Source organism: Wolbachia endosymbiont (group A) of Pherbina coryleti, assembly GCF_964026875.1.
GTDB lineage: Bacteria > Pseudomonadota > Alphaproteobacteria > Rickettsiales > Anaplasmataceae > Wolbachia > Wolbachia pipientis.
The window spans coordinates 770,299-791,124 of the sequence record NZ_OZ034706.1; the positions used below are offsets into that span (position 1 = coordinate 770,299).

The following is a 20,826-nucleotide window of genomic DNA, read 5'->3' on the forward strand; positions in this document are numbered from 1 at the left end:
CGGATTTCTCACAGGTTTTTCCGGGAAAAATGAAAATTTTTTTTGAAGTGCATTTTTATGCTTAAACATTCTTTTATCTTAAAAAACTAGAACTACTTTTTTCTTTCGAGAATATCGAAACAATGCTTTTTGACATATTGAAAATCAAAGCTCACAAACAGTTTCAAAAGACTCCGAATTTAACCATTTTATCGCTTCTTCTTTCAGCTTTACGTTTTTTCCTACTGCATCTTTCATAGCCCTCTCAATGGCAGCAATCCATATTCGTCATACCTCAAAACGGAACAACCCAATCATTTTCAACATTTTTATTTTGCTCTGGGGTAATAACAGTAGCAATCTTGTTTTTTTCTCCATACCGATCAGCTTCAATACCAACTTTTGCAGTAAACTCTAACCCGTTAAAATCAGCTATAGAGTTGATTTTTCTAGCAACAACTGCTTTTTCTGAAGTGTCATGTGCATGAATATTTCGTGCTGACTCTAAAATACTTCTAAGCATAGAACGTCCAGATTCTCCCCAAGTATCTTCTCCTTCAACGCTTGCTTTGCCACTTTTAATACCAATTACTTGAAAAATCTTGCGTTTTGCGTATGGACCTTCAGTAACAATAAATTCAGCGTTTAAATAGATGCTGCCGGTAGCATAGCTTTTAGTGAACCAATTTTCATAACCTCCAGGCTTTATTGCCATTTTTACCTTGACTATTGTACCTTTTGGTATTAAATTACTTTGTAATTTTGCAGTATTAAAATCAGTTAAAAAATCTGATAACATATTGTCCTCCTATAAATTAAGTGAAAAAAAGAATCAACTCCATTGGTCTACAACCTTCCAACGACCATTTATCTTATCGACAAGCTTGCTTGCCACACGTTCACCATTTCGCAGCTCAAACACTATTTGACGGGTAGTGCTTTCTTCATCATGAGCAAACATCACCATGCCAGTGCTATAAAATCCACGTAAAGATCCAACACCGCTTAGGCCTTGAAATGGATCTTCTTCCAGCATCTTTTTGGACAGTTTTTTTGTGTGGTGAGTGAGTATTATGCCCGAATCTGGATTGATAACATTTCTCAGTCTTTCAAGCGTTTTTTGCAAAAAGAATAGCATAGCGCTGTTGTCATTTTCATTACCATATTCACTTGAGTTGAAGATGTTGCGAAGAGGATCAATCGCAATAATATCAGGCTTAAAACGTTCTTTGACAGTATTTTTAATTTCATCTATTTCTTCACTGGTAAAAGATAATTGCACTCTTGGCGTGATAATTAAGTTATTGGCAGCTATATTCAGAAGTTCCTCATCAAGCTGAAGTTGTTGCAACCGTTCTTTCATGTAGTCATATTCGATTTCAGTTTGCAGATAGAAAATTTTCATAGGTTTGCTTGGAGTCATACCCAAAAATGAAACTCCAGCAGCCACGTGGACAAGCCATGAAATTAGAAAATCACTCTTGCCAATCTTAGGTGGGCCACCCAGTACTAATAGACCTCTTTTAGTTAGAATCCTTGGTGCGATTATATCTTCTGGTATTGGCGATTGATCATCCAAGTATTCTTTTACACTGAAAAAGGGAATTTTTTGACCGATATTGAAAAAGCTTTGTTCCATAATAATTTCTCCAATTTTTAATTAAACAGCAAAGTTTTGGCTTTAATTTTCGCAAGTATAGCCTTTCTTATAATAGTCCGAATGCGATAAGATATGTGTTTATGGCTATAGCAGGCCAGTAGCATATTACGGTCTGTTCGGATTATTGTAAAAAGAGCTATAATTTACCTAAATGCGGTTCTTCAACCATATCAAGGCAGCCACTTCGATCTTTAGCAGGGTATCCCCAAGTATTATAGCACTTCTCGCAATAGTCCGAATAGGATAAGATATGTGCTTATGGCTATGGTAGAGCAGTAGCATATTATGATCTGTTCGGATTATTGTAAAAAGAGCTATAATAGTCTGACAGACAAATGAACGTTTCTCTGTACCATCATCTTTCTTGATTCCAACCATGCTGATTACCTCATCAACTATCCCTGGAATCTCACTAGCAGTTTTAGCTCCTTCACATTGAGGTAGCCAAGTTGGACGATTGCAGTCATCGAGATATTGACCTAATGTGCCAACTATTATGATGTCTTTATCTCTGATATGTTGAAACTGATTGAGCCAAGCCATCATCTCTTGAGCAAGCAACCCATAAGCAGCTCTTTTATCTTCTTTTCCTGATCTATCAGAAAAAGCTTCAGGTTGCATCCTTGCCCATAATAGACATAAACGTGAAGCAACGGTTATACTATCTACAAAGATGCATCGGTATTTAGAAAACTCAGAGAAAAAATCTTTGTACTTACCAGATACATGTTCATAGTGCTTTTGACTATATGCTTGATCAGATTTTAGTGCAGGGTTTGGCCCACCAATAAGACAAGCAATATCTCTGGCCTCATTCCAAGTGCGAATACTGATTGAATCTCCTTGCCAATCTTGAACAGCAAGAAGTCCTGCTTCAAAATCAAGACAAAGTGTTGGTTCATTTATGGTCTTTAAGAGACTAGTTTTACCTATACCATAAGGACCAAAGATTACTATCTTTACACCTGTGACCATTTTTGTCCTTTCTTTGCTGTTTATTATTTTCATATTTTCCCTCCTTATAGTTAGAAATCTCGTTTTAGGTATGTTTTAAGGTGGGAAAACTCTTTGCGTAACTTGTTGATTGTGTCGTAGAGAGTTGATTTTGGTATACCAGTCCTTCTGGAAATTTCACAAATGCTGTGATCTTCTGCCAATAGTTTACATATTTTTCTTAACTCTCGAGGTAACTTTGCAATTGCTTCATTTACGTCAATGCGTACTGCGGAGGTATATTCAAGACTTTCATCGCTCTCTTCGTATAAAGCTTCATCAACAAAATTAATGGTACGTTTTTTACATAGTTCTTTTTCTTTTAAATTGAGGGCACGGCATTTAACGTACTGTTTTATAAAATGCCCTTCAAGTTCATTAAGGCCAGGCAAACAGTCAAGTAAAAGATCTTGCTCAATATCTTCAATCTCTTTATAAGCAAAAGCTTTTCCTCTCTTCAGAAGTTTAGCATAGTGTCGTATGTGTTTAACAACTTTTGGGTTAATACCAGTATAGGAATTTTTAGAATGCATATTTTGCCCCTCTAGTTAAGAAATAATTTAAAATGTTAATGATTTAATTGTGATAAACCCAAGTATTTGGATTTTCTACAGGAATTACGCTGCCATAATGCGGTGATTTGTAGTGTGTAGGTAGTAACCTGTGATAGACTGTAACCTTTTTGTTCTTCTCTGGATCAAGTATTTTTTGCCCAAATTCCATACCTTCAACGCAAAGTACTCCGTATTTGTTTCTTGCAGCATTTTTGCCTTCTTTGTTGAATTTAACATAGCCTTTGGTAGCAAGGACATCGAGACGATCACGTATAGAATGTGTACTGCCAAGACCTTCTTTATTTTCAAATGCCTGACAAAACTGATTAATTGTATAAACATGGCCCTTACGTCCTTCTGCACATATTAAGTCCAAGATGATGTCATATCTACGAGAACGTTCGGCATCTAGTTTTTCACCATAGTCTTTATTTATTAACCTTTGTGACTCAGCGTCAACTTCGTACCAATGACCATTAATTTTATCAACAAATTTTGGCATAACAGAATTTCCATTACGTAACTCAAACATCAGTTGACGATAGCTGTTCTTCTCATCAGGCCTAAACATGATCATTCCAGTGGTATAGAATCCTCGTAAGCTGCTAGCGCCACTAAAACTTTGAAATGGATCTTCTTCTAATAGTTTCTTTTGCATTTTCTTTGTATGGTGCACAAGAATAACTCCAGCATCTGGATTGATTAGAGAACGCAGTTTTTCAACTCTCTCCTGGAGAAAGAAAATCATGGCATTATTATCATTTTCGTTACCGTATTCATCAGCATCAAAAACGTTACGCAATGGATCTACCGCTATGATATCAATGGTGTTTAGGTCAAAGTTTCTTTCTGCTTCAGTTACGATATCTTTAATGCTATTTTCATTTAAAAGCAGCTTAGTCTGTGGTGTAATAACTAAATTGTTTGCAGCAAGTTTAATAAGCTCTTCACTAAATTTCATCTGTTGCAGCCGTTCACGCATATAGTGGTAACCGATTTCAGTCTGAAGGTAGAAGCATACGCGTCAAGTTAAGGAAATAAAGGTATGAAAGAGATAGAATAATAAGGTATAAGTTCTCCCAGATATACTTTTAGTGAGAGAACCAATGAATAAAATAACTTGCTTATCAAAAAAGCTCAAAGAATTTTTTAATGAAAAAGCAGAGAAAATCTCAATTACAACAAGGTTTATAAAAAGAAAGAGAAAGCTAAAAGGTTCATCATTCGTAAAAGCCATGGTCTTGGGTAATATAGGAGTTGATAATTGTAGCGTAGAAACAATGTGTCAATTACTAAACGAGGACTCGATAGATATAACAAAACAAGGTTTGGATTTTAGATTTACTGAAGAAGCAGTGGAATTTATGAAAAGGATGTATAATGAATCTGTGATTCTCTTTAAAAATATCTTGCAAGTTGATTGCAAAATCTTACAGCAATTTAATAGTGTTAAATTATTGGACAGTAGCTATATTACTCTACCTAACAGTATGGAAGAGATGTATAAAGGTTATGGTACTAGCTACAGTGGCTATGAAAGCAATACTAAGTCTGGAATAAAGTTACAATTAGTTTTCGACTACATGAATCAGATAATAGACCAACTTAATTTAACGGAGGGGGTAAGATCAGACCAGGGATATAGGAAACATTTAAGTAATATATTAAGCAATGATTTGCTAATATCTGATCTCGGTTATTTTGTGCCAAGTTCTTTTAAACAAATCAATGAAATAGGAGCTTATTTCATAAGTCGTCGATACCAACATATATGATGTAGAAACAAATCAAAAAATGGAGTTATTAGAATGTTGAGAGGATAAGTTATTTTTAGAAAACGAGGTATTGTTAGGAAAAGAAGCAAAAATTAGAGTAAGAATTATATGTCAGAAACTAACTGAAGAACAGTCTATGGGCAGAAGAAGGAAAGCTAATAGATTAGCAAGATCGCAGATCCTCTAAAAGAAATCAAAAATTGTTGAACTGGTCAATATTTATAACTAATGTTCCAGAAAATAAAATTAGTGCTGAGCAAGTATTAACGATTTACAGAGTAAGGTGGCAAATTGAGTTATTATTTAAATTGTATAAAAGCCATATCAGGCTTGATAAGCTAAAAGGAAAGCCATGCAGAGTATTATGTGAACTATATGCTAAATTGTGCGCAATTCTTATATTTCACGGCATAGTTGGTTGCACAGAAGTGAAAAAGAATACAGAACTTAGCTTAACAAAGGCATTTATTGAGCTAAAAAGGCGGGTTAGAGAGTTATTTTTAGTATTAACCAAAATTAATAGTTTAAAAGCATTTCTTAAAAAACTCACTATAACTTGGTCGCGATTTTCATTAAAAGACAAACGTAGAAGGGCTAGAGTATCCACTTTAACCTCTCTAAATTTGCTCACAATCTCTTAACTTGACGCGTATGGAAGGTAGAAGATTCTTAAGGGCCTTTTTGGCACCATATCAAAAAATGGAGTTCCAGATGCCATATGAAAAAGCCAAGAAATAAGAAAGTCACTTTTTCCCACTTTAGGCGCGCCAGCAAAAACTAAAAGACCACTAGGAGTTAAAACTCTAGGAGCAATTATGTCTTCTGGCATTGGTGATTTGTCATTTAGGTACTGCAATACAGGAAATGAAGTAACGTTTTTTGTATATGGGAGAGAAACAGTTGAGGTTAAAAATCTTTTGACGTCTACTCCTTCTTTAATACAATCAGCAGCATCCCAAGCTTTTGGTTTATCTTGTGGAATTTTAAGAATAGAAAGCGATGCAACGCCTATATCTAAAAGCTTCTTTGCAACATTTTCAGCATATTTCTGACCTGAACTATCGTTGTCTGGCCATATGGTTATGTGTTTACCTTTTAGCGGAGCCCAATCTGTTTTATTTACAGGTGAATTTGCTCCAAACATCATTGTTGTGGCTGTTATGCCCTTACTGATTAAACTTTCAGCACATTTTTCACCTTCAACGAAAACAATTTTATCGGATTTAATTATACCTGGAACATTGTACAAAGGCCTTGGATCTGGAGCAGTACTACTTGAGTTTTTTACATCAAAACAGCTATATCGTTTTTTCCCTGAAGTGCTATCATAACGGTAAATTTTAGCTATTACTTGATTATTTTCATCATAATAGTCCCAACATGCTATTAAACGTTCTGAAAATTCTTCTTTATGGTTTGTTGAGTGACCAAGCCATTTTTCTATATCTTCTATGGTATCAAGAAACTTAGTCTGACTAGTAACATCCCACCAGAGATTAAGTATATCTCCGCCTTCACCAGTAGCAAAATCGTGCCATAATCCGGCTCTTTCTCCTCTTGTTTCTACTACTAAACTTTTCCCTTTATCTCCTCTAATATTACCAACATAGAACTTACCACCGTGGAAAGTACCATTTGGTAATAAGTAGGATAAAGATGATTCTATTCTTGAGAGTAGTTCTGCTTTTACTTCTGCTGCTCTTTCAAATAAAGCTTGCTTGTCATGCATATTGTTTTCTCCTGTTAAAATAAGCTATGTTTGTTGACAGAATGTCTCTGCTACATAGCTCATGATGATGTTCTTAAAGGCTGGTAATTTAAAATACAGTTATAAATGGGTAGAGAGATGTCTCTGTACCTTTTACTATAGTAATACCGGATTTCTCATAGGTTTTTCCGGAAGAGAGGAGAAATTTTTTTTCAAGCGTAAGTTGACACTGTCCATATTTACTCCAAATATTTGCAATTCAGAAGACCAGGTCTGCTAGGTCTTACTATAGTAAGTTCAACAAAATTACAAAAACTGTTCACTTTTTAGAAAATTTTGCACAACTCCGTTCTCTTATCTTTCATATGCCCCTGTAGTATATATACACGTTCAATTTCAAATTCGTCCGAAAAACTACAAAAATATATAGGCAACACTAAAAAAGTTCTCTTCTGTAGAGGTAAATGGTGGTATTGAAAATTTAACTCTGCTCTCAACTTACACTCCTCAAAAAAATTACAAAATTTAATTTCATTTTAACTTTAAACAAAAAGGCCGCCTATAAGTTGCATCTGCATTATGTTGCAAAATATACTATACTTTGCTTATGAGAATAACCAAATAAGCCATCCTTTTTTCTCCTCCATAACAGATATATACTAGAAATGCAGTCTGAAATATGATTTGCTCTAAAATTTTTTTCATTACGATTTTTCTATTAAACTTTAATAGAGCTTAACGTGTTTACAATATACTCAGGGGAGAGATTTTCCGTCTATAAGAAGTAGCCACAAAACGCTATACTGGTAAAGGTATTCATAATAATTACTTGTGAATTAAGTACTTTAGATTCGAGATTACATAGATTTTTGGCAGTTTAAGCCATTTTAGATTGGAAAATGAAATCTCCTAAAAGGAAAAACCCGGCTATATTAAAGGGTTAAGAGTAATTTAAGTTTGAAATTCAAAAAAACTTCTTAATTGCTTTAAAAGCTAGGATTATAGAGGGTTTTTGAGTGTAGCCCAGTTTCAGGTAAAACCTTATATATTATATATATAATAAATAATAATATATAATAATAGAACATATAGGATATGTACCTTTCATAATACCTACCTAAATATTATTAACGCGCTTAAGTGTTTAATTTATTACTTTTTTAATTTTTAAATAACAAGTTAAGCAAAAAAACATGAACTGTAATAAGTTTATTATAATATAAACCTTAAGAGAAGTTCCGCGGTGGCCGTCTGCTCAACTGAAATGGTTTTCAAAAAGGCTAATATACCGTCAATTTAAATTTTTAACCGAAATATAAAAGTCATTTAAAAAATAAACTCAAGTGGCAACTAACCGGTTTTTTAAAGCCGCCTATAACCTACTCTAACTACTTATGCATACAGGTGGACCAGCTGCATTTCATGATATTAGTAGACATAAACCGAGTTATTGTAAGATAATTAAAGGTATCACTAAACTTTAATAGCCTTTAAAAATAGCTAAAGGTAACATTTTTATGGTAAATGCCTAATCTACTACTGTGGCCTATTCTTCAAAGTAAGGTTTTAAGGAGTAAAAAGCCGTTCTGAGTTTTCCAGCAAAATTTCAAAATAAGGAAATAGAAATATAATACACTTAAACCATTGAAATTCTGCATTTTTATCCATTTAATACCTATAAGACGTTATTTTTCCATTTCCAAAAGACTTAATGAATCAGATCGCCCTAAATAAAAATACAACACAGAGACAAAAATATGAAAAACCTACTATTGCATTTTGGATAACCTGAAAAAGATAAATGCTTACAAAAGACAAGATGGCTAATAATAGCGTTTTAAAGAGATTCTACGACTTCAGGGTACAATTGTACAATCAGAACCTAAGTTACTCATGTAAGGTAGCTCAAAACCCGGTTAAGAGTCATTTTTAAATTATTTCTTACCTTAAACTTTTACTTGCTATAAAAAAGCCTTACTCTAGTCTATCACGTTTTTTATTTGTTGTAAAATATTTTTTCAAAAAAGTGGACGATCTTTTAAATCGGTGCAATAAAAGCTGGTTATTTTAGATAATCTCTATAAATAAATTGTAGGTGAAGTTAAAGAAAAAAAGTTTTGCCATAAACATAAGCTACAAAACCGCTTAAAACAGAGACAAAGATCAAAATTTATTTATTTACGTCTCCAATTTCATCGCGTACAATGGAGACAAAGATTTATGTTTTCACTATTTATTGGCAGATAGGGCTTTCTAAAGGGTGGGTCACCCCCCTTGAAATTAAAACAAAAGGTGGTAGACAAGATGTCAAACACAGATAGCTCAACTACAAGCTGGTTTTTGTTGTAGTTATTTTCTCACTTTCTTTACTTGCTTTAATTAATTCATCAAAATCAGATTCATGTAATTTGTCCTGTACAACTCTGTACTTTTCGTATTCTCCTTCAGCTAGGGCTTTTGCAACTTCAGCACTAACTTTACCAGCATCTTTAAGCACTTCATAATCATTGAACAATAAAAATGCATCCAATTTTTCAACCCAATTCTGCATTTTCATTAGCCGATGCTTTCTTGCTTGAAGTTCCGCATAATCTAGATACATCGAAACAATATGATTTAGTTCACTCAACTCTTCCTTAGTCAAATAGTTTTTCGCAGTACTGACATCACTCTTATGAATTTTGTTACCTGGACCATCTTTCCATGTAGTTAGCCCCATATGCAGCTTTTTGTGGTCAGCTCGTGAACATATCAACTCTGCTGCAGTTAAGCCATAAATTGCCCAATATAATTTGTTTTGTACTTTTGCGTAAAACTGTTTTGTTATTTCTGAATTTGGATCATAGTCTGCAGAGCATTCAGCATAAATGTCGGTAATCTTCTGGTAAAACCTACGTTCGGATGCTCGTATTTCCCTGATTTTTTCAAGTAATTCATTGAAGTAGTCTTTGCCAAACTTTGGGCCGTTTTTTAGCCGTTCGCTATCTAATGCAAATCCTTTGATGATGAAATCTCTCAAAATTTTTGTAGCCCATACTCTGAAAGATGTAGCCTTTTTAGAATTAACTCGATAACCAATAGCTATAATTGCATCCAAATTATAAAATTGTGTAGGGTACTGTTTACCATCTTCAGCAGTATTCCGGAAAATCCGGATAACTGAATCTTTATCTAACTCTTGACTAGCAAATATGTTCTGTAAATGCTCACTAATTGTTCTAATATTAACATCAAACAACTCCGCCATTCTTTTTTGTGTAAGCCAAATGTTTTCATCTCGATACAAAACATCAATTCTCACGTCTCCATTTGGAGTTGTATATAATAAAATTTCGTTTTCATTTATTATCATATCTACTCTACCTTACTTCAAGTAGCATATAGGTTACTTGTAAAAAAGACAAGCAACTGTAAAACTCTAAAAATGAACTATCTACTTTATTCTTTAGCTGGTAAGCAGTTTTTAAATTGTTTTCACTTTTTTTCAAAAAATCCCGGAAAAAGTAGTAAGAAATCCGGTATATATATAATAGAAGGGCATTGTTTCAACGAGGTTAGTTTACCTCAATACGCTTCAAACACAAAGAAAATGTCAATCCTAACACTAGACCTCGGCAAACAAACGGGCTGGGCAATTCTTACAGATGGAGTAATTGAAAGTGGAAGCAAAAGCTTTCATGGTAGTCGTTTCAGTGGAGGCGGAATGTGCTTCTTAAACTTTCGTAATTGGCTTAATTCTTTGAAAGACATTTCTGCAGTGTATTTTGAGGAAGTAAGAAGACACTTAGGGACTGATGCTGCTCATTGCTACGGAGGTTTCTTGGCGCATTTGACTGCTTGGTGTGAAGAGAACAATATTCCCTACCAAGGTGTTAATGTTAAAACTATAAAACGCTTTATAACAGGCAAAGGCAATGCAAGTAAGAGTGAAGTTATTGAAGCGATACGTGAAAAAAGTTTTTTACCTAGAGATGATAATGAGGCCGATGCTTTGGCATTAATGTTCTATATTAGTAAAGATATTAATAAGACGAAAAATCCATAAAAAGTGGGTCCTTTCGGCCATAATGGCGGGTTTGGTGGGTCCGACCTCAGGCCTTTTCTAGTGTTAGACATATTTTGAATATTAACCTTTTAATTATTAAGAATTTAAATTATATGAATTTAGCAATCCACTACTATCCTGTTGAAAACCTCGTCGAATATAAGCGTAATCCTCGTAAAAATGATGACGTAGTAAATAGAATGTGTGCTTCAATCAGGGAATTCGGCTTTCGTATACCAATAGTTGCAAAAAGCGATGGCACTGTGGTTGATGGTCATTTAAGACTTAAAGCAGCAAGAAAACTTGGTATGGAAAGTATTCCAGTAGTCCTCAGTGATAATTTAAATGAACCACAAACCAAAGCTTTTCGATTGCTGGCAAATCAATCAGCTAATTGGGCAAAGTGGGATGATGAGCTTTTGAAAGTAGAAATTCAAGAGTTAGAAGATTTACAGTTTGATCTTAAAATGACTGGATTTGAATTAGAAAAAGTTCAACATTTCCTTGATGATTTAGATAGTGAAAAAGAAGATCTTTCTGACTTAGTTGTTGATGACAAAAAGGTAGAAATAACAAAACCAGGTGATTTATGGATTTTAGGTGATCATCGAATCTATTGTGGTGATAGCTCTGTAGTTGAATCATATAAAGCGCTGTTAGATGATAAAATGGCAGACATTACTGTTTGTGATCCTCCATATAACGTTGATTATGGTAATAGCCAAGACAAAAAGATATTAAATGATAATCAAGGTGAAAAGTACGAACTTTTTCTCTATGACATCTGTTCCCATATTTTAGCATATACGAAAGGTGCAATTTACATCTGCATATCATCATCAGAGTTTTCAACGTTGCAAAAAGCATTTGAGGAGGCAGGAGGAAAATGGTCAACATTTATCATTTGGGCAAAGAATCATTTTACGCTAGGCAGGTCTGATTATCAAAGACAATACGAAGCAATGCTCTATGGATGGAAAAGCGGCAATAAACGTGAGTGGCATGGAGGAAGAAATCAAAGTGATTTGTGGTTTTATGATAAGCCAACGCATAATACACTACATCCAACGATGAAGCCAGTAGAGCTAATGGAGAGAGCAATAGTAAACAGCAGCAGACCAGGAGACATAGTACTTGATCCATTTAGCGGTTCTGGAAGTACACTGATTGCATGTGAGAGAACAGGAAGAATTTGCAGAACAATAGAGCTAGATTCAAAATTTGTAGATGTAACCATAAAACGTTGGCAAATATATACCGGAAGAGATGCCATTTTAGCCGGTACTGGTAAAAAATTTGCAGAAATTCAAGGAGAAAAACAGTAGGAAAAAAGTGAAAATTACACAAACAGAATGGGCAAGAGAGATAGGAGTATCAAAGCAATATGTCTGTTATTTAGTAAAGAAAGGAATAGTTGAGTTGGAGGATGGTTTGATCAATAGAGAACAAGCAAATGAAGCAGTAGCGGCAATAAGAGATCCAAGTCAGCCACTGAGGAGGAAAAATCCAGAAAACGAAAATACAAGTAACCTTTCCACGATGTTGCTAAAAACTCGAATAAAAAATGAAATGGAACGAGGTAAACTTCTTGAGGCAAAAGCTAGGGCTGAGATAGGAGAACTTGTAGCAGTAGAAGAAGTAAAGCGCAATGCATTTAATGTAGCAAGGGTTGTCCGTAATAATTTACTTAATATTCCAAATAGAGTTTCAGCGCTGCTTGCATCACTGAGTGACACTGAAAAGATTCATATGGCGCTAACTGAAGAGATTACAAACTCATTACAAGAATTATCTAATACTAAATTTCAAATATAAAAAAGATTTTGAATATAAAATGGCTGATAACTTAAGTTTGGAGTTAATAAAGTGTCTCATCAATCAACCTGGATTAGATGTTAATGTTAGAGGATTAAATGGAAAGACACCACTACATTGTGCTATAGAATTTGATGAATTAAGCATGGTGGATTTGTTACTCACGAAGAAGAATATTAATCCTTTTGTGGAAGATAATGAAGGTAAAACATCTCTTGATTACGCCAAAGAAGGGAAAAAAGCAGAAATATTACAAGCGCTAATTAATAACAAGTACGGGTCAGAACAAGATAGCTTACTTCATTTAGCTGCAATGATAGGTGAAGTTAATGCAGTTAGATATTTGATAGGAAAAGGTATTGACGTTAATGTACAAAATGCTTTGCACCATACTCCATTACATCTAGCAGCAGGCATAGGACATGCAGAAGTTGTAAAGATTTTGATAAGAGAAGGAAATGCTGAAATCGAGGTTTTTGATGCACGAAATCAGACACCGATGCACTATGCAGTTAACAACAAAAAATTGGAGATAGTAAAGTTATTACTGGAGCTAGGAGCAGATGTAAATAGCGCACGTGTAGGACAAAACTCGATGAAATTATCACCTATTCATATAGCTGTAAGTAATACTAATTACGATGAAAGAGACTTATGTCTTGATATCCTCAAATGCTTAATAAAGGAGCCTAATGCTCAAGTGAATCTACAAGACTACGAAAATAAAACACCTCTACATTACGCTGAAAGACTTAAAACAATAGAGGTCTTACTAACGCGAGAAGATATAGATCCTCTGGTAAAAGACGATAGCGGCAAGACACCATTTGATTACGCTAAACCTGAGATAAAGAAGATCTTGATGAACAATAAGTATGGTCCTGAAAAGAACAGTCTACTCCATTTAGCTGCACAAAAAGGAGTTGTAGAGTCTATTTTAAAAGAAGAAATTGATATTGATATTTCAAATAATAAAGGTCTATCACCGATTTACCTTGCTGCAGAAAAAGGTCATTTACATGTGGTAAAGTTATTGCTGAAAAAAGGAGCAAACTATACACCTGTTTTGCACTTAGCAATCAAGTCAAATAATTTAGAATTACTTAAAGTTTTATTCAATGAAAAAAATGGAGCGTTACTCTGCAGAGATACCGTTGTTAATTTTCCAACCCTTCATAATAAATATATAGCACAGAGAGAAATAGCAGATAAAAGGATGAAAAAACATAATAATATTATCTGCATCTGTATTACAGTTAGCGCAGTAGCAATGGCAGCATATATAGGTTTAACGGTAACAGCAATAAGCAGTGCAATCATTTTTGCAACAATAACAGGGGTATTTGCGCTTGTTATAGCAATAATGATAAGTGAGATGAGCAAAAGATATATAGAAAAAGAGTTTCAGAAAAAGATGTTTATGGAACTGGAAGAGTGTAGTTCTACTGTTAATGATGTTGAAATAGAACCAATTATGAGTAGATGCAGACAATGATATACGCTAGAGCTTTTTCTGAAGGTTTAAGACCAGATCCCCAGCTTAAAGTATCAGAGTGGGCGAATGAGTATCGAGTTCTATCCCCAACTGCAGCATCAGAGCCAGGTAAATGGAGAACGGAAAGAACTCCTTATTTAAAAGAAATCATGGATTCACTTTCTCCGTCCTCACCAACAGAAAAAGTAGTATTCATGAAAGGAGCGCAGATTGGGGGAACAGAAGCTGGTAACAATTGGATTGGCTACATCATAGATCAGACTCCTGGTCCAATGCTGGTAGTACAGCCAACAGTTGAAATGGGAAAACGTTGGTCAAAAGGAAGATTTGCACCGTTAATAGAGAGTACGCCATGTTTAAAAAGTAAAGTAAAAGACCCAAGATCAAGAGATTCAGGCAATACTGTACAAAGTAAGGAGTTTCCAGGTGGAATAGTAGTAATAACTGGAGCAAATAGCAGTGTAGGACTTCGTTCTATGCCAGTAAAATATCTCTTTCTTGATGAAATAGATGCCTATCCAGGAGATTCAGGTGGTGAAGGAGATCCAGTGCTGCTCAGTATTGCTCGAACTAACACTTTTGCACGGCGAAAGATTTTTTTAGTATCAACACCAACGATTCATGGAATAAGCAGAATTGAGAAAGAATTTGAAGCAACAGATAAGAGATATTTTTTTGTACCATGTCCGCATTGTAATTACTATCAAGTTCTAAAGTGGTCACAAATAAAATGGGAAGATAAAAATCCAAATACAGCACATTATGTCTGCACTGAATGTAGCGGCAAAATAGAAAATCATCAAAAGACAGAGATGCTTGAACGTGGAGAATGGAGACCTACTAATAGAGTAAAAGGTGAGAAAAAAGGATTTCATCTTTCAAGTCTTTATAGTCCAGTTGGCTGGTATAGTTGGCAACAAGCAGTAGAGGATTTTCTCCATGCAAAAGAAAGTGAACAATTACTGAAAGTTTGGATAAATACCACTTTAGGAGAAACTTGGGTAGATAAAGGAGAAGTACCAGACTGGAAGCAATTATTTAACAGGAGAGAATTTTTTCCCGTAGGCACAGTACCTAGGAGAGAAGTGGTACTTACTGCAGGAGTAGATGTCCAAAAAGATCGTTTGGAAGTAGAAGTTGTAGCATGGGGAAAAAGTCGTGAAAGTTGGTCAATAGACTACCGAGTATTTGAAGGAGATACTGGAAGTGGAGAAGTATGGGGAAAACTTTCGGAGCTCCTCAATCATCATTTTATCGGTGAAAATGGGCTTGAATACATGATAAGTATGATGGCGGTTGATGCAGGGTATGCAACGCAAGAAGTATACAACTGGGTAAGAGGTCATCAAGGATCTGGAAGAGTAATGGCAGTGAAAGGTGTAAATAAAGCACTAGTGCCGCTGAGCAGCCCAAGTAGAGTAGATATAACAGTTGGAGGGCAAAAGCTGAAAAGAGGAATAAAGCTATGGCCAGTCGGAGTATCGATATTAAAGTCAGAGCTTTTTCAATTACTTAATATTTTAAAAGAAGGTGAAGAAACACCGCCAGGATATTGTCATTTTCCGGAGTATGCACCTGAATATTTTAAGCAGCTAACGGCAGAGCAATTAGTCAGCAAAGTAGTAAAAGGATATACCAAACAAGAGTGGCAAAAGGTAAGAGAAAGAAATGAAGTACTAGATTGCCGAATTTATGCAAGAGCAGCATCGATAGCACTGGGAATAGACAGATGGCCAGAGAGTAAATGGAATAGTTTAAGTGAAAAACCGGAAAGTAAAAAATCAAAGAAAATAGTCAAAAGCAAATGGATCAGCAAGTAATAAATGTATAACGAAGATTATTTAATTCAAGTCGAAGAAGCGATAAAGAAGCTGCAAAACGGAGAGCGAGTAGTATCAATTGCATATGGTGATCATGTGGTAAGATATGCAGAAGTAGATATAAATGATTTACTAAACTTAAGACAACGAATTAAAGCTGAGCTAAAGATTGCTGGAGTGGAGCCAAAGAGGAAAATTATTTTTTCAACGAGTAAAGGAATTTTATAAATGCTACTAAAAACCTTCAAACAATTATTCAACAAGCCAAAAATCAAAAGTTCAGCCTGGGATGCAGCAGGCTCAGGAAGAAGATTTTTTCACTTTCAACCAGAGTTAGGAAGTATAAACAATTTGCTGTCTCAAAGCCTTGAAACTTTACGTAGTAGATCACGTGATATGGTGAGAAAAAATCCATATGCAGCAAATATCATTGATACAATAGTAAGTAACTCTATTGGAACAGGAATAAAACCGCAATCAAAAGCAAGAGATGGAGAATTTCGAAAGAAAGTACAAGAATTATGGCTAAGATGGACAGATGAAGCAGATAGTAACGGAGTAAGTGATTTTTATGGATTACAAGCTCTAGTATGCAGAAGTATGATAGAGGGAGGAGAATGTTTTGTACGTTTAAGAACGAGAAAGCTGGAAGATAGATTTTCTGTACCATTACAACTGCAAGTACTTGAGTCTGAACATTTAGATAATAAAACAAATCAAACTTTAGGAAATGGTAATGTAATAAGAAACGGGATTGAGTTCAATAGACTTGGGCAGAGAGAAGCATATTACTTATTTAGAGAACATCCAGGCGAAGGCTCATTTGGAGAATCAGTAAGAGTACCAGCAAATGATGTTTTACATATCTATAGACCACTAAGATCTGGGCAAATCAGAGGGGAACCTTGGCTTTCGAGTATACTTCTGAAACTTTATGAGCTTGATCAATACGATGATGCAGAATTAGTAAGAAAAAAGACAGCGGCGATGTTTGCAGGGTTTATTACAAGACTTGATCCTGAGGCAAATATCATGGGAGAAGGTGAAAGTAATGAGCAAGGAGTCGCATTATCTGGCCTAGAACCTGGAACAATGCAGCTTTTAGACCCAGGAGAAGATATAAAATTTTCAGAGCCGTCTGATGTTGGAGGAAGTTATGAAGCATTCATGAGACAGCAACTGAGGGCAATAGCGATTGGTACAGGGATAACATATGAACAGCTAACAGGAGATTTAACAGGTGTTAATTACTCATCAATCAGAGCAGGATTAATAGAGTTTCGTCGTAGATGCGCTATGCTGCAACATAACATTATAGTATTCCAATTTTGCAGACCAGTATGGAGTAGATGGCTAGAACTTGCCACTTTATCTGGAGAGCTTTCTACAACAGATAATCAAATATTTAAAGATGTAAAATGGATACCACAGGGATTTGATTGGGTAGATCCACTGAAAGACCAGCAAGCACAGCAAATGGCAGTAAGGAATGGATTTAAGAGTCGATCGGAAGTAGTATCAGAAATGGGTTACGATGTAGAAGAAATTGACCAGGAAATAGCAGAAGATCAGAGTCGTGCAAATCATACGCGTCAAGTTAAGAGATTGTGAGCAAATTTAGAGAGGTTAAAGTGGATACTCTAGCCCTTCTACGTTTGTCTTTTAATGAAAATCGCGACCAAGTTATAGTGAGTTTTTTAAGAAATGCTTTTAAACTATTAATTTTGGTTAATACTAAAAATAACTCTCTAACCCGCCTTTTTAGCTCAATAAATGCCTTTGTTAAGCTAAGTTCTGTATTCTTTTTCACTTCTGTGCAACCAACTATGCCGTGAAATATAAGAATTGCGCACAATTTAGCATATAGTTCACATAATACTCTGCATGGCTTTCCTTTTAGCTTATCAAGCCTGATATGGCTTTTATACAATTTAAATAATAACTCAATTTGCCACCTTACTCTGTAAATCGTTAATACTTGCTCAGCACTAATTTTATTTTCTGGAACATTAGTTATAAATATTGACCAGTTCAACAATTTTTGATTTCTTTTAGAGGATCTGCGATCTTGCTAATCTATTAGCTTTCCTTCTTCTGCCCATAGACTGTTCTTCAGTTAGTTTCTGACATATAATTCTTACTCTAATTTTTGCTTCTTTTCCTAACAATACCTCGTTTTCTAAAAATAACTTATCCTCTCAACATTCTAATAACTCCATTTTTTGATTTGTTTCTACATCATATATGTTGGTATCGACGACTTATGAAATAAGCTCCTATTTCATTGATTTGTTTAAAAGAACTTGGCACAAAATAACCGAGATCAGATATTAGCAAATCATTGCTTAATATATTACTTAAATGTTTCCTATATCCCTGGTCTGATCTTACCCCCTCCGTTAAATTAAGTTGGTCTATTATCTGATTCATGTAGTCGAAAACTAATTGTAACTTTATTCCAGACTTAGTATTGCTTTCATAGCCACTGTAGCTAGTACCATAACCTTTATACATCTCTTCCATACTGTTAGGTAGAGTAATATAGCTACTGTCCAATAATTTAACACTATTAAATTGCTGTAAGATTTTGCAATCAACTTGCAAGATATTTTTAAAGAGAATCACAGATTCATTATACATCCTTTTCATAAATTCCACTGCTTCTTCAGTAAATCTAAAATCCAAACCTTGTTTTGTTATATCTATCGAGTCCTCGTTTAGTAATTGACACATTGTTTCTACGCTACAATTATCAACTCCTATATTACCCAAGACCATGGCTTTTACGAATGATGAACCTTTTAGCTTTCTCTTTCTTTTTATAAACCTTGTTGTAATTGAGATTTTCTCTGCTTTTTCATTAAAAAATTCTTTGAGCTTTTTTGATAAGCAAGTTATTTTATTCATTGGTTCTCTCACTAAAAGTATATCTGGGAGAACTTATACCTTATTATTCTATCTCTTTCATACCTTTATTTCCTTAACTTGACGCGTATGGTTTTTTGAACATTCCCGTACTGCCTGCTTATTTCTAGCAGTTTTTTCTTCTTTTGCTTCTTCCATTTTAGAGCCTGGTTCTTCATGTGTATCAGTCACAGGTTCTTTTTCTGCTTGCATTATTTTACCTGATATGTACTCCTTAGCTTGCTTAGCGAGCTCGATTACAATAGCTACTCCAATTGCAGTTGCAATCAGAAGTACTGGTATTGTAGCTCCCATAGCTAACAAAGAACTAACTGTAGTTGATAAAGACGATAAAGAATCTACTTTAATTATTGGAGTCAAGCCACATGCAACAAGGCCAACTCCGGCTGCAACACTTCCAATAAACAAGCCAGCTAGACACGCAGTTTCTTTTAATGTTAACCCGCTATGACGCTCATATGGAATTGGATACAAAAGAATTGTTATGAAAGCTGCAATTAATGGCACTACATAGATGGCTCCAACAGTTCCGCCTATTATCAGAGGTGAAAGACTAGTGAAACTTAGTAAGAGACCTATTAAAGTGCCTATTATAGCTCCTATTATTGCTGCCACGCCCAGCATCGCTAAATAAATTACACCCACCATAACTTTGTCCCTATGTTAATAACATTTTAGTTTCACACACCATAATAAAAAAGTCAACCCACACCTTAGGTTGCAAAATCCCAAAAAGCAGCCACAATGAAATAAGCAAACATTTACAAATTAAATTTAGTGCAAACAAGGGTGTTGATATCAGCTATTCTCTGCAGAATCGCAATATGGTATGACCATATGCTCTTTATCGATCTGGTTAACATAATTAGTAGAGAGTTTTGTTGTGCAAAAGATGTTTACAACAGAATACTGCAATTGTTTGGAATTGCAGGACTGGGTGCTATGGTAAGGCCACTTGGCGCATTCATATTTGGTCACATTGGTGACAGGTATGGAAGGAGAATGGCATTAACGATTGCTATCTTGCTAATATCGATTCCGTCTAGTCTCGTTGCGTTTATTCCAAGTTATAGCAAAATAGGTATAACTTCTACTATATTGCTTCTTGCAATCCATGTGACACAAGGGATTGCGCTTGGCGCTGAACAAGGAGGCAGTTCTGTTTATCTCATAGAGCATTTACCTAATAAGAAAAAACTAGGAATGTTTTTTGGAATAATAAGTTTTGGTCGCTCCATTGGCATCTTGCTCTCTGTGATTGTAGTGATCATCTGCAAAAAAAACACTGATTTTAACGCTTGGGGTTGGAGGTTGCCGTTTACTTTTTCATTTGTTTTGGGGTTAATCAGCGCATATAGTGTATACACATTAGGAGAAACTCCAGCATATGAAGAAAATCGAAAACAAAGGAATTTATCTGATTTGCCAATAATAGAGCTTATAAAACGCTACAAGAGAGCTCTGATACTTGCTATTTTAATATCTGTACCTGTTAATGTTGTTGTTGGATTTACCATATTTCTTCGAACAATTGCAAAAGAAATAGTGTCGGTTGAGACGTATGTAACAACATATGTCAATGAAATTGTGCTCATTATAACCAGTATATTAATGCCGATATCTTCAATAGCGCTCGGAATGTTAGCTGATAAAGTAGGAAAAGAGCGCACTGCAATCTTATTTACAGTGATCACAATGGTACTGTGTTGTCCTGTGTTATCTACTGCATACTACTATAAAAGTTATCTTATAATTATGCTTGGTGTAATGGCTCTTTCTATAATAGAAAGGGGTATAAATCCTATAGGAATAGTTGCTGCTGAACTTTTTCCTACCAATGTTAGATTTAGTGGAGTGAGTTTATCACGTAACATCTCTTATGCGTTACATGGAGGATTTACTCCTATGATATGCACTTGGTTTACTATAACATTTCCTCAAGTAAACTTTGCCGCTGGGCTTTATGTAGTCTTTTGCTTATTGATCAGTGTGGTAGCAATATTGCAAATAAAACCGCAAGATAAGAAATTTGATTGGTCTTAGTTTTCTCCTATGTG

Annotated in this window: 16 protein-coding genes and 2 pseudogenes; 9 read left to right on the forward strand and 9 right to left on the reverse strand. The window is 34.9% G+C overall.

The genetic code is table 11. The features are described from left to right. Nucleotides 1–274 precede the first annotated feature (274 nt). The 5 genes from AAGD87_RS03850 to AAGD87_RS03870 all read right to left on the reverse strand — a co-directional run bounded on the left by AAGD87_RS03850 (nt 275) and on the right by AAGD87_RS03870 (nt 4,147). Entirely contained in the window at nt 275–778 is a 504-nt protein-coding gene (locus AAGD87_RS03850; protein WP_341817783.1) for a hypothetical protein, read from the reverse strand. Between the two features lie 33 nt (nt 779–811). Beyond that, complete coding sequence (locus AAGD87_RS03855; RefSeq protein WP_341817784.1) at nt 812–1,618, reverse strand: AAA family ATPase; 807 nt, start codon at nt 1,616–1,618, stop codon at nt 812–814. Between the two features lie 168 nt (nt 1,619–1,786). Then, complete coding sequence (locus tag AAGD87_RS03860; protein WP_341817785.1) at nt 1,787–2,647, reverse strand: ATP-binding protein; 861 nt, start codon at nt 2,645–2,647, stop codon at nt 1,787–1,789. A 17-nt stretch (nt 2,648–2,664) separates the two neighbouring features. Continuing rightward, entirely contained in the window at nt 2,665–3,165 is a 501-nt protein-coding gene (locus AAGD87_RS03865; RefSeq protein WP_007302862.1) for a sigma-70 family RNA polymerase sigma factor, read from the reverse strand. Between the two features lie 43 nt (nt 3,166–3,208). Beyond that, on the reverse strand, nt 3,209–4,147 hold the full coding sequence (locus AAGD87_RS03870) for a hypothetical protein (protein WP_341817786.1): 939 nt from the start codon (nt 4,145–4,147) through the stop codon (nt 3,209–3,211). A 145-nt stretch (nt 4,148–4,292) separates the two neighbouring features. On the opposite strand from AAGD87_RS03870, the pseudogene AAGD87_RS03875 reads away from it, so the two are divergent. Further along, nucleotides 4,293–5,602 (forward strand): annotated as a pseudogene (locus AAGD87_RS03875) (IS4 family transposase). Here AAGD87_RS03875 and AAGD87_RS03880 read toward each other — a convergent pair. After that, nucleotides 5,599–6,690, reverse strand: coding sequence for an AAA family ATPase (locus AAGD87_RS03880; protein WP_341817387.1), 1,092 nt, complete (start codon nt 6,688–6,690; stop codon nt 5,599–5,601). The pseudogene AAGD87_RS03875 and the gene AAGD87_RS03880 sit on opposite strands and share 4 nt — an antisense overlap. 2,305 nt (nt 6,691–8,995) lie before the next feature. Next, nucleotides 8,996–10,021 carry a virulence RhuM family protein gene (locus AAGD87_RS03885; RefSeq protein WP_410541880.1) on the reverse strand — a complete coding sequence of 342 codons (1,026 nt, stop codon included), beginning with the start codon at nt 10,019–10,021 and terminating at the stop codon, nt 8,996–8,998. 237 nt (nt 10,022–10,258) lie between these two features. Between AAGD87_RS03885 and AAGD87_RS03890 the strand changes: the two genes are divergently transcribed. The 7 genes from AAGD87_RS03890 to AAGD87_RS03920 all read left to right on the forward strand — a co-directional run bounded on the left by AAGD87_RS03890 (nt 10,259) and on the right by AAGD87_RS03920 (nt 17,455). Then, nucleotides 10,259–10,714, forward strand: coding sequence for a Holliday junction resolvase (locus tag AAGD87_RS03890; RefSeq protein ID WP_341817388.1), 456 nt, complete (start codon nt 10,259–10,261; stop codon nt 10,712–10,714). 113 nt (nt 10,715–10,827) lie between these two features. After that, nucleotides 10,828–12,039: a DNA modification methylase gene (locus AAGD87_RS03895; protein ID WP_341817389.1), complete on the forward strand. Its 1,212-nt coding sequence runs from the start codon at nt 10,828–10,830 to the stop codon at nt 12,037–12,039. Nucleotides 12,040–12,046: 7 nt separating this feature from the next. Next, a complete protein-coding gene (locus tag AAGD87_RS03900) occupies nt 12,047–12,529 on the forward strand; it encodes a hypothetical protein (protein WP_341817390.1) in 483 nt (160 codons plus the stop codon). A 19-nt stretch (nt 12,530–12,548) separates the two neighbouring features. Continuing rightward, entirely contained in the window at nt 12,549–14,024 is a 1,476-nt protein-coding gene (locus AAGD87_RS03905; RefSeq protein ID WP_208571634.1) for an ankyrin repeat domain-containing protein, read from the forward strand. Then, a complete protein-coding gene (locus AAGD87_RS03910) occupies nt 14,021–15,844 on the forward strand; it encodes a phage terminase large subunit family protein (protein WP_341817391.1) in 1,824 nt (607 codons plus the stop codon). Before AAGD87_RS03905 ends, AAGD87_RS03910 begins: the two co-directional genes overlap by 4 nt. A 3-nt stretch (nt 15,845–15,847) precedes the next feature. Beyond that, nucleotides 15,848–16,072 carry a gpW family head-tail joining protein gene (locus AAGD87_RS03915; protein WP_019236402.1) on the forward strand — a complete coding sequence of 75 codons (225 nt, stop codon included), beginning with the start codon at nt 15,848–15,850 and terminating at the stop codon, nt 16,070–16,072. Then, nucleotides 16,073–17,455, forward strand: coding sequence for a phage portal protein (locus tag AAGD87_RS03920; RefSeq protein ID WP_341817392.1), 1,383 nt, complete (start codon nt 16,073–16,075; stop codon nt 17,453–17,455). Here AAGD87_RS03920 and AAGD87_RS03925 read toward each other — a convergent pair. Continuing rightward, nucleotides 17,442–18,751, reverse strand: a pseudogene (locus tag AAGD87_RS03925) (IS4 family transposase). The gene AAGD87_RS03920 and the pseudogene AAGD87_RS03925 sit on opposite strands and share 14 nt — an antisense overlap. A gap of 57 nt (nt 18,752–18,808) precedes the next feature. Further along, a complete protein-coding gene (locus AAGD87_RS03930; RefSeq protein ID WP_338481492.1) occupies nt 18,809–19,417 on the reverse strand; it encodes a hypothetical protein in 609 nt (202 codons plus the stop codon). A gap of 189 nt (nt 19,418–19,606) precedes the next feature. Here AAGD87_RS03930 and AAGD87_RS03935 point away from each other — a divergent pair, with 189 nt between their 5' ends. After that, nucleotides 19,607–20,812, forward strand: coding sequence for an MFS transporter (locus AAGD87_RS03935; RefSeq protein ID WP_265023872.1), 1,206 nt, complete (start codon nt 19,607–19,609; stop codon nt 20,810–20,812). The last annotated feature ends 14 nt before the right edge of the window (nt 20,813–20,826 follow it).

What these genes read in the sequence shown, in the direction of transcription:
- AAGD87_RS03905 (WP_208571634.1), top strand. Translation starts at nt 12,549, where the DNA reads ATGGCTGATAACTTAAGTTTGGAGTTAATAAAGTGTCTCATCAATCAA.
- AAGD87_RS03855 (WP_341817784.1), bottom strand. Translation starts at nt 1,618, where the DNA reads ATGGAACAAAGCTTTTTCAATATCGGTCAAAAAATTCCCTTTTTCAGT.
- AAGD87_RS03920 (WP_341817392.1), top strand. Translation starts at nt 16,073, where the DNA reads ATGCTACTAAAAACCTTCAAACAATTATTCAACAAGCCAAAAATCAAA.
- AAGD87_RS03915 (WP_019236402.1), top strand. Translation starts at nt 15,848, where the DNA reads ATGTATAACGAAGATTATTTAATTCAAGTCGAAGAAGCGATAAAGAAG.
- AAGD87_RS03880 (WP_341817387.1), bottom strand. Translation starts at nt 6,690, where the DNA reads ATGCATGACAAGCAAGCTTTATTTGAAAGAGCAGCAGAAGTAAAAGCA.
- AAGD87_RS03850 (WP_341817783.1), bottom strand. Translation starts at nt 778, where the DNA reads ATGTTATCAGATTTTTTAACTGATTTTAATACTGCAAAATTACAAAGT.
- AAGD87_RS03910 (WP_341817391.1), top strand. Translation starts at nt 14,021, where the DNA reads ATGATATACGCTAGAGCTTTTTCTGAAGGTTTAAGACCAGATCCCCAG.
- AAGD87_RS03895 (WP_341817389.1), top strand. Translation starts at nt 10,828, where the DNA reads ATGAATTTAGCAATCCACTACTATCCTGTTGAAAACCTCGTCGAATAT.
- AAGD87_RS03935 (WP_265023872.1), top strand. Translation starts at nt 19,607, where the DNA reads ATGCTCTTTATCGATCTGGTTAACATAATTAGTAGAGAGTTTTGTTGT.
- AAGD87_RS03860 (WP_341817785.1), bottom strand. Translation starts at nt 2,647, where the DNA reads ATGAAAATAATAAACAGCAAAGAAAGGACAAAAATGGTCACAGGTGTA.
- AAGD87_RS03890 (WP_341817388.1), top strand. Translation starts at nt 10,259, where the DNA reads ATGTCAATCCTAACACTAGACCTCGGCAAACAAACGGGCTGGGCAATT.
- AAGD87_RS03870 (WP_341817786.1), bottom strand. Translation starts at nt 4,147, where the DNA reads ATGAAATTTAGTGAAGAGCTTATTAAACTTGCTGCAAACAATTTAGTT.
- AAGD87_RS03865 (WP_007302862.1), bottom strand. Translation starts at nt 3,165, where the DNA reads ATGCATTCTAAAAATTCCTATACTGGTATTAACCCAAAAGTTGTTAAA.
- AAGD87_RS03885 (WP_410541880.1), bottom strand. Translation starts at nt 10,021, where the DNA reads ATGATAATAAATGAAAACGAAATTTTATTATATACAACTCCAAATGGA.
- AAGD87_RS03930 (WP_338481492.1), bottom strand. Translation starts at nt 19,417, where the DNA reads ATGGTGGGTGTAATTTATTTAGCGATGCTGGGCGTGGCAGCAATAATA.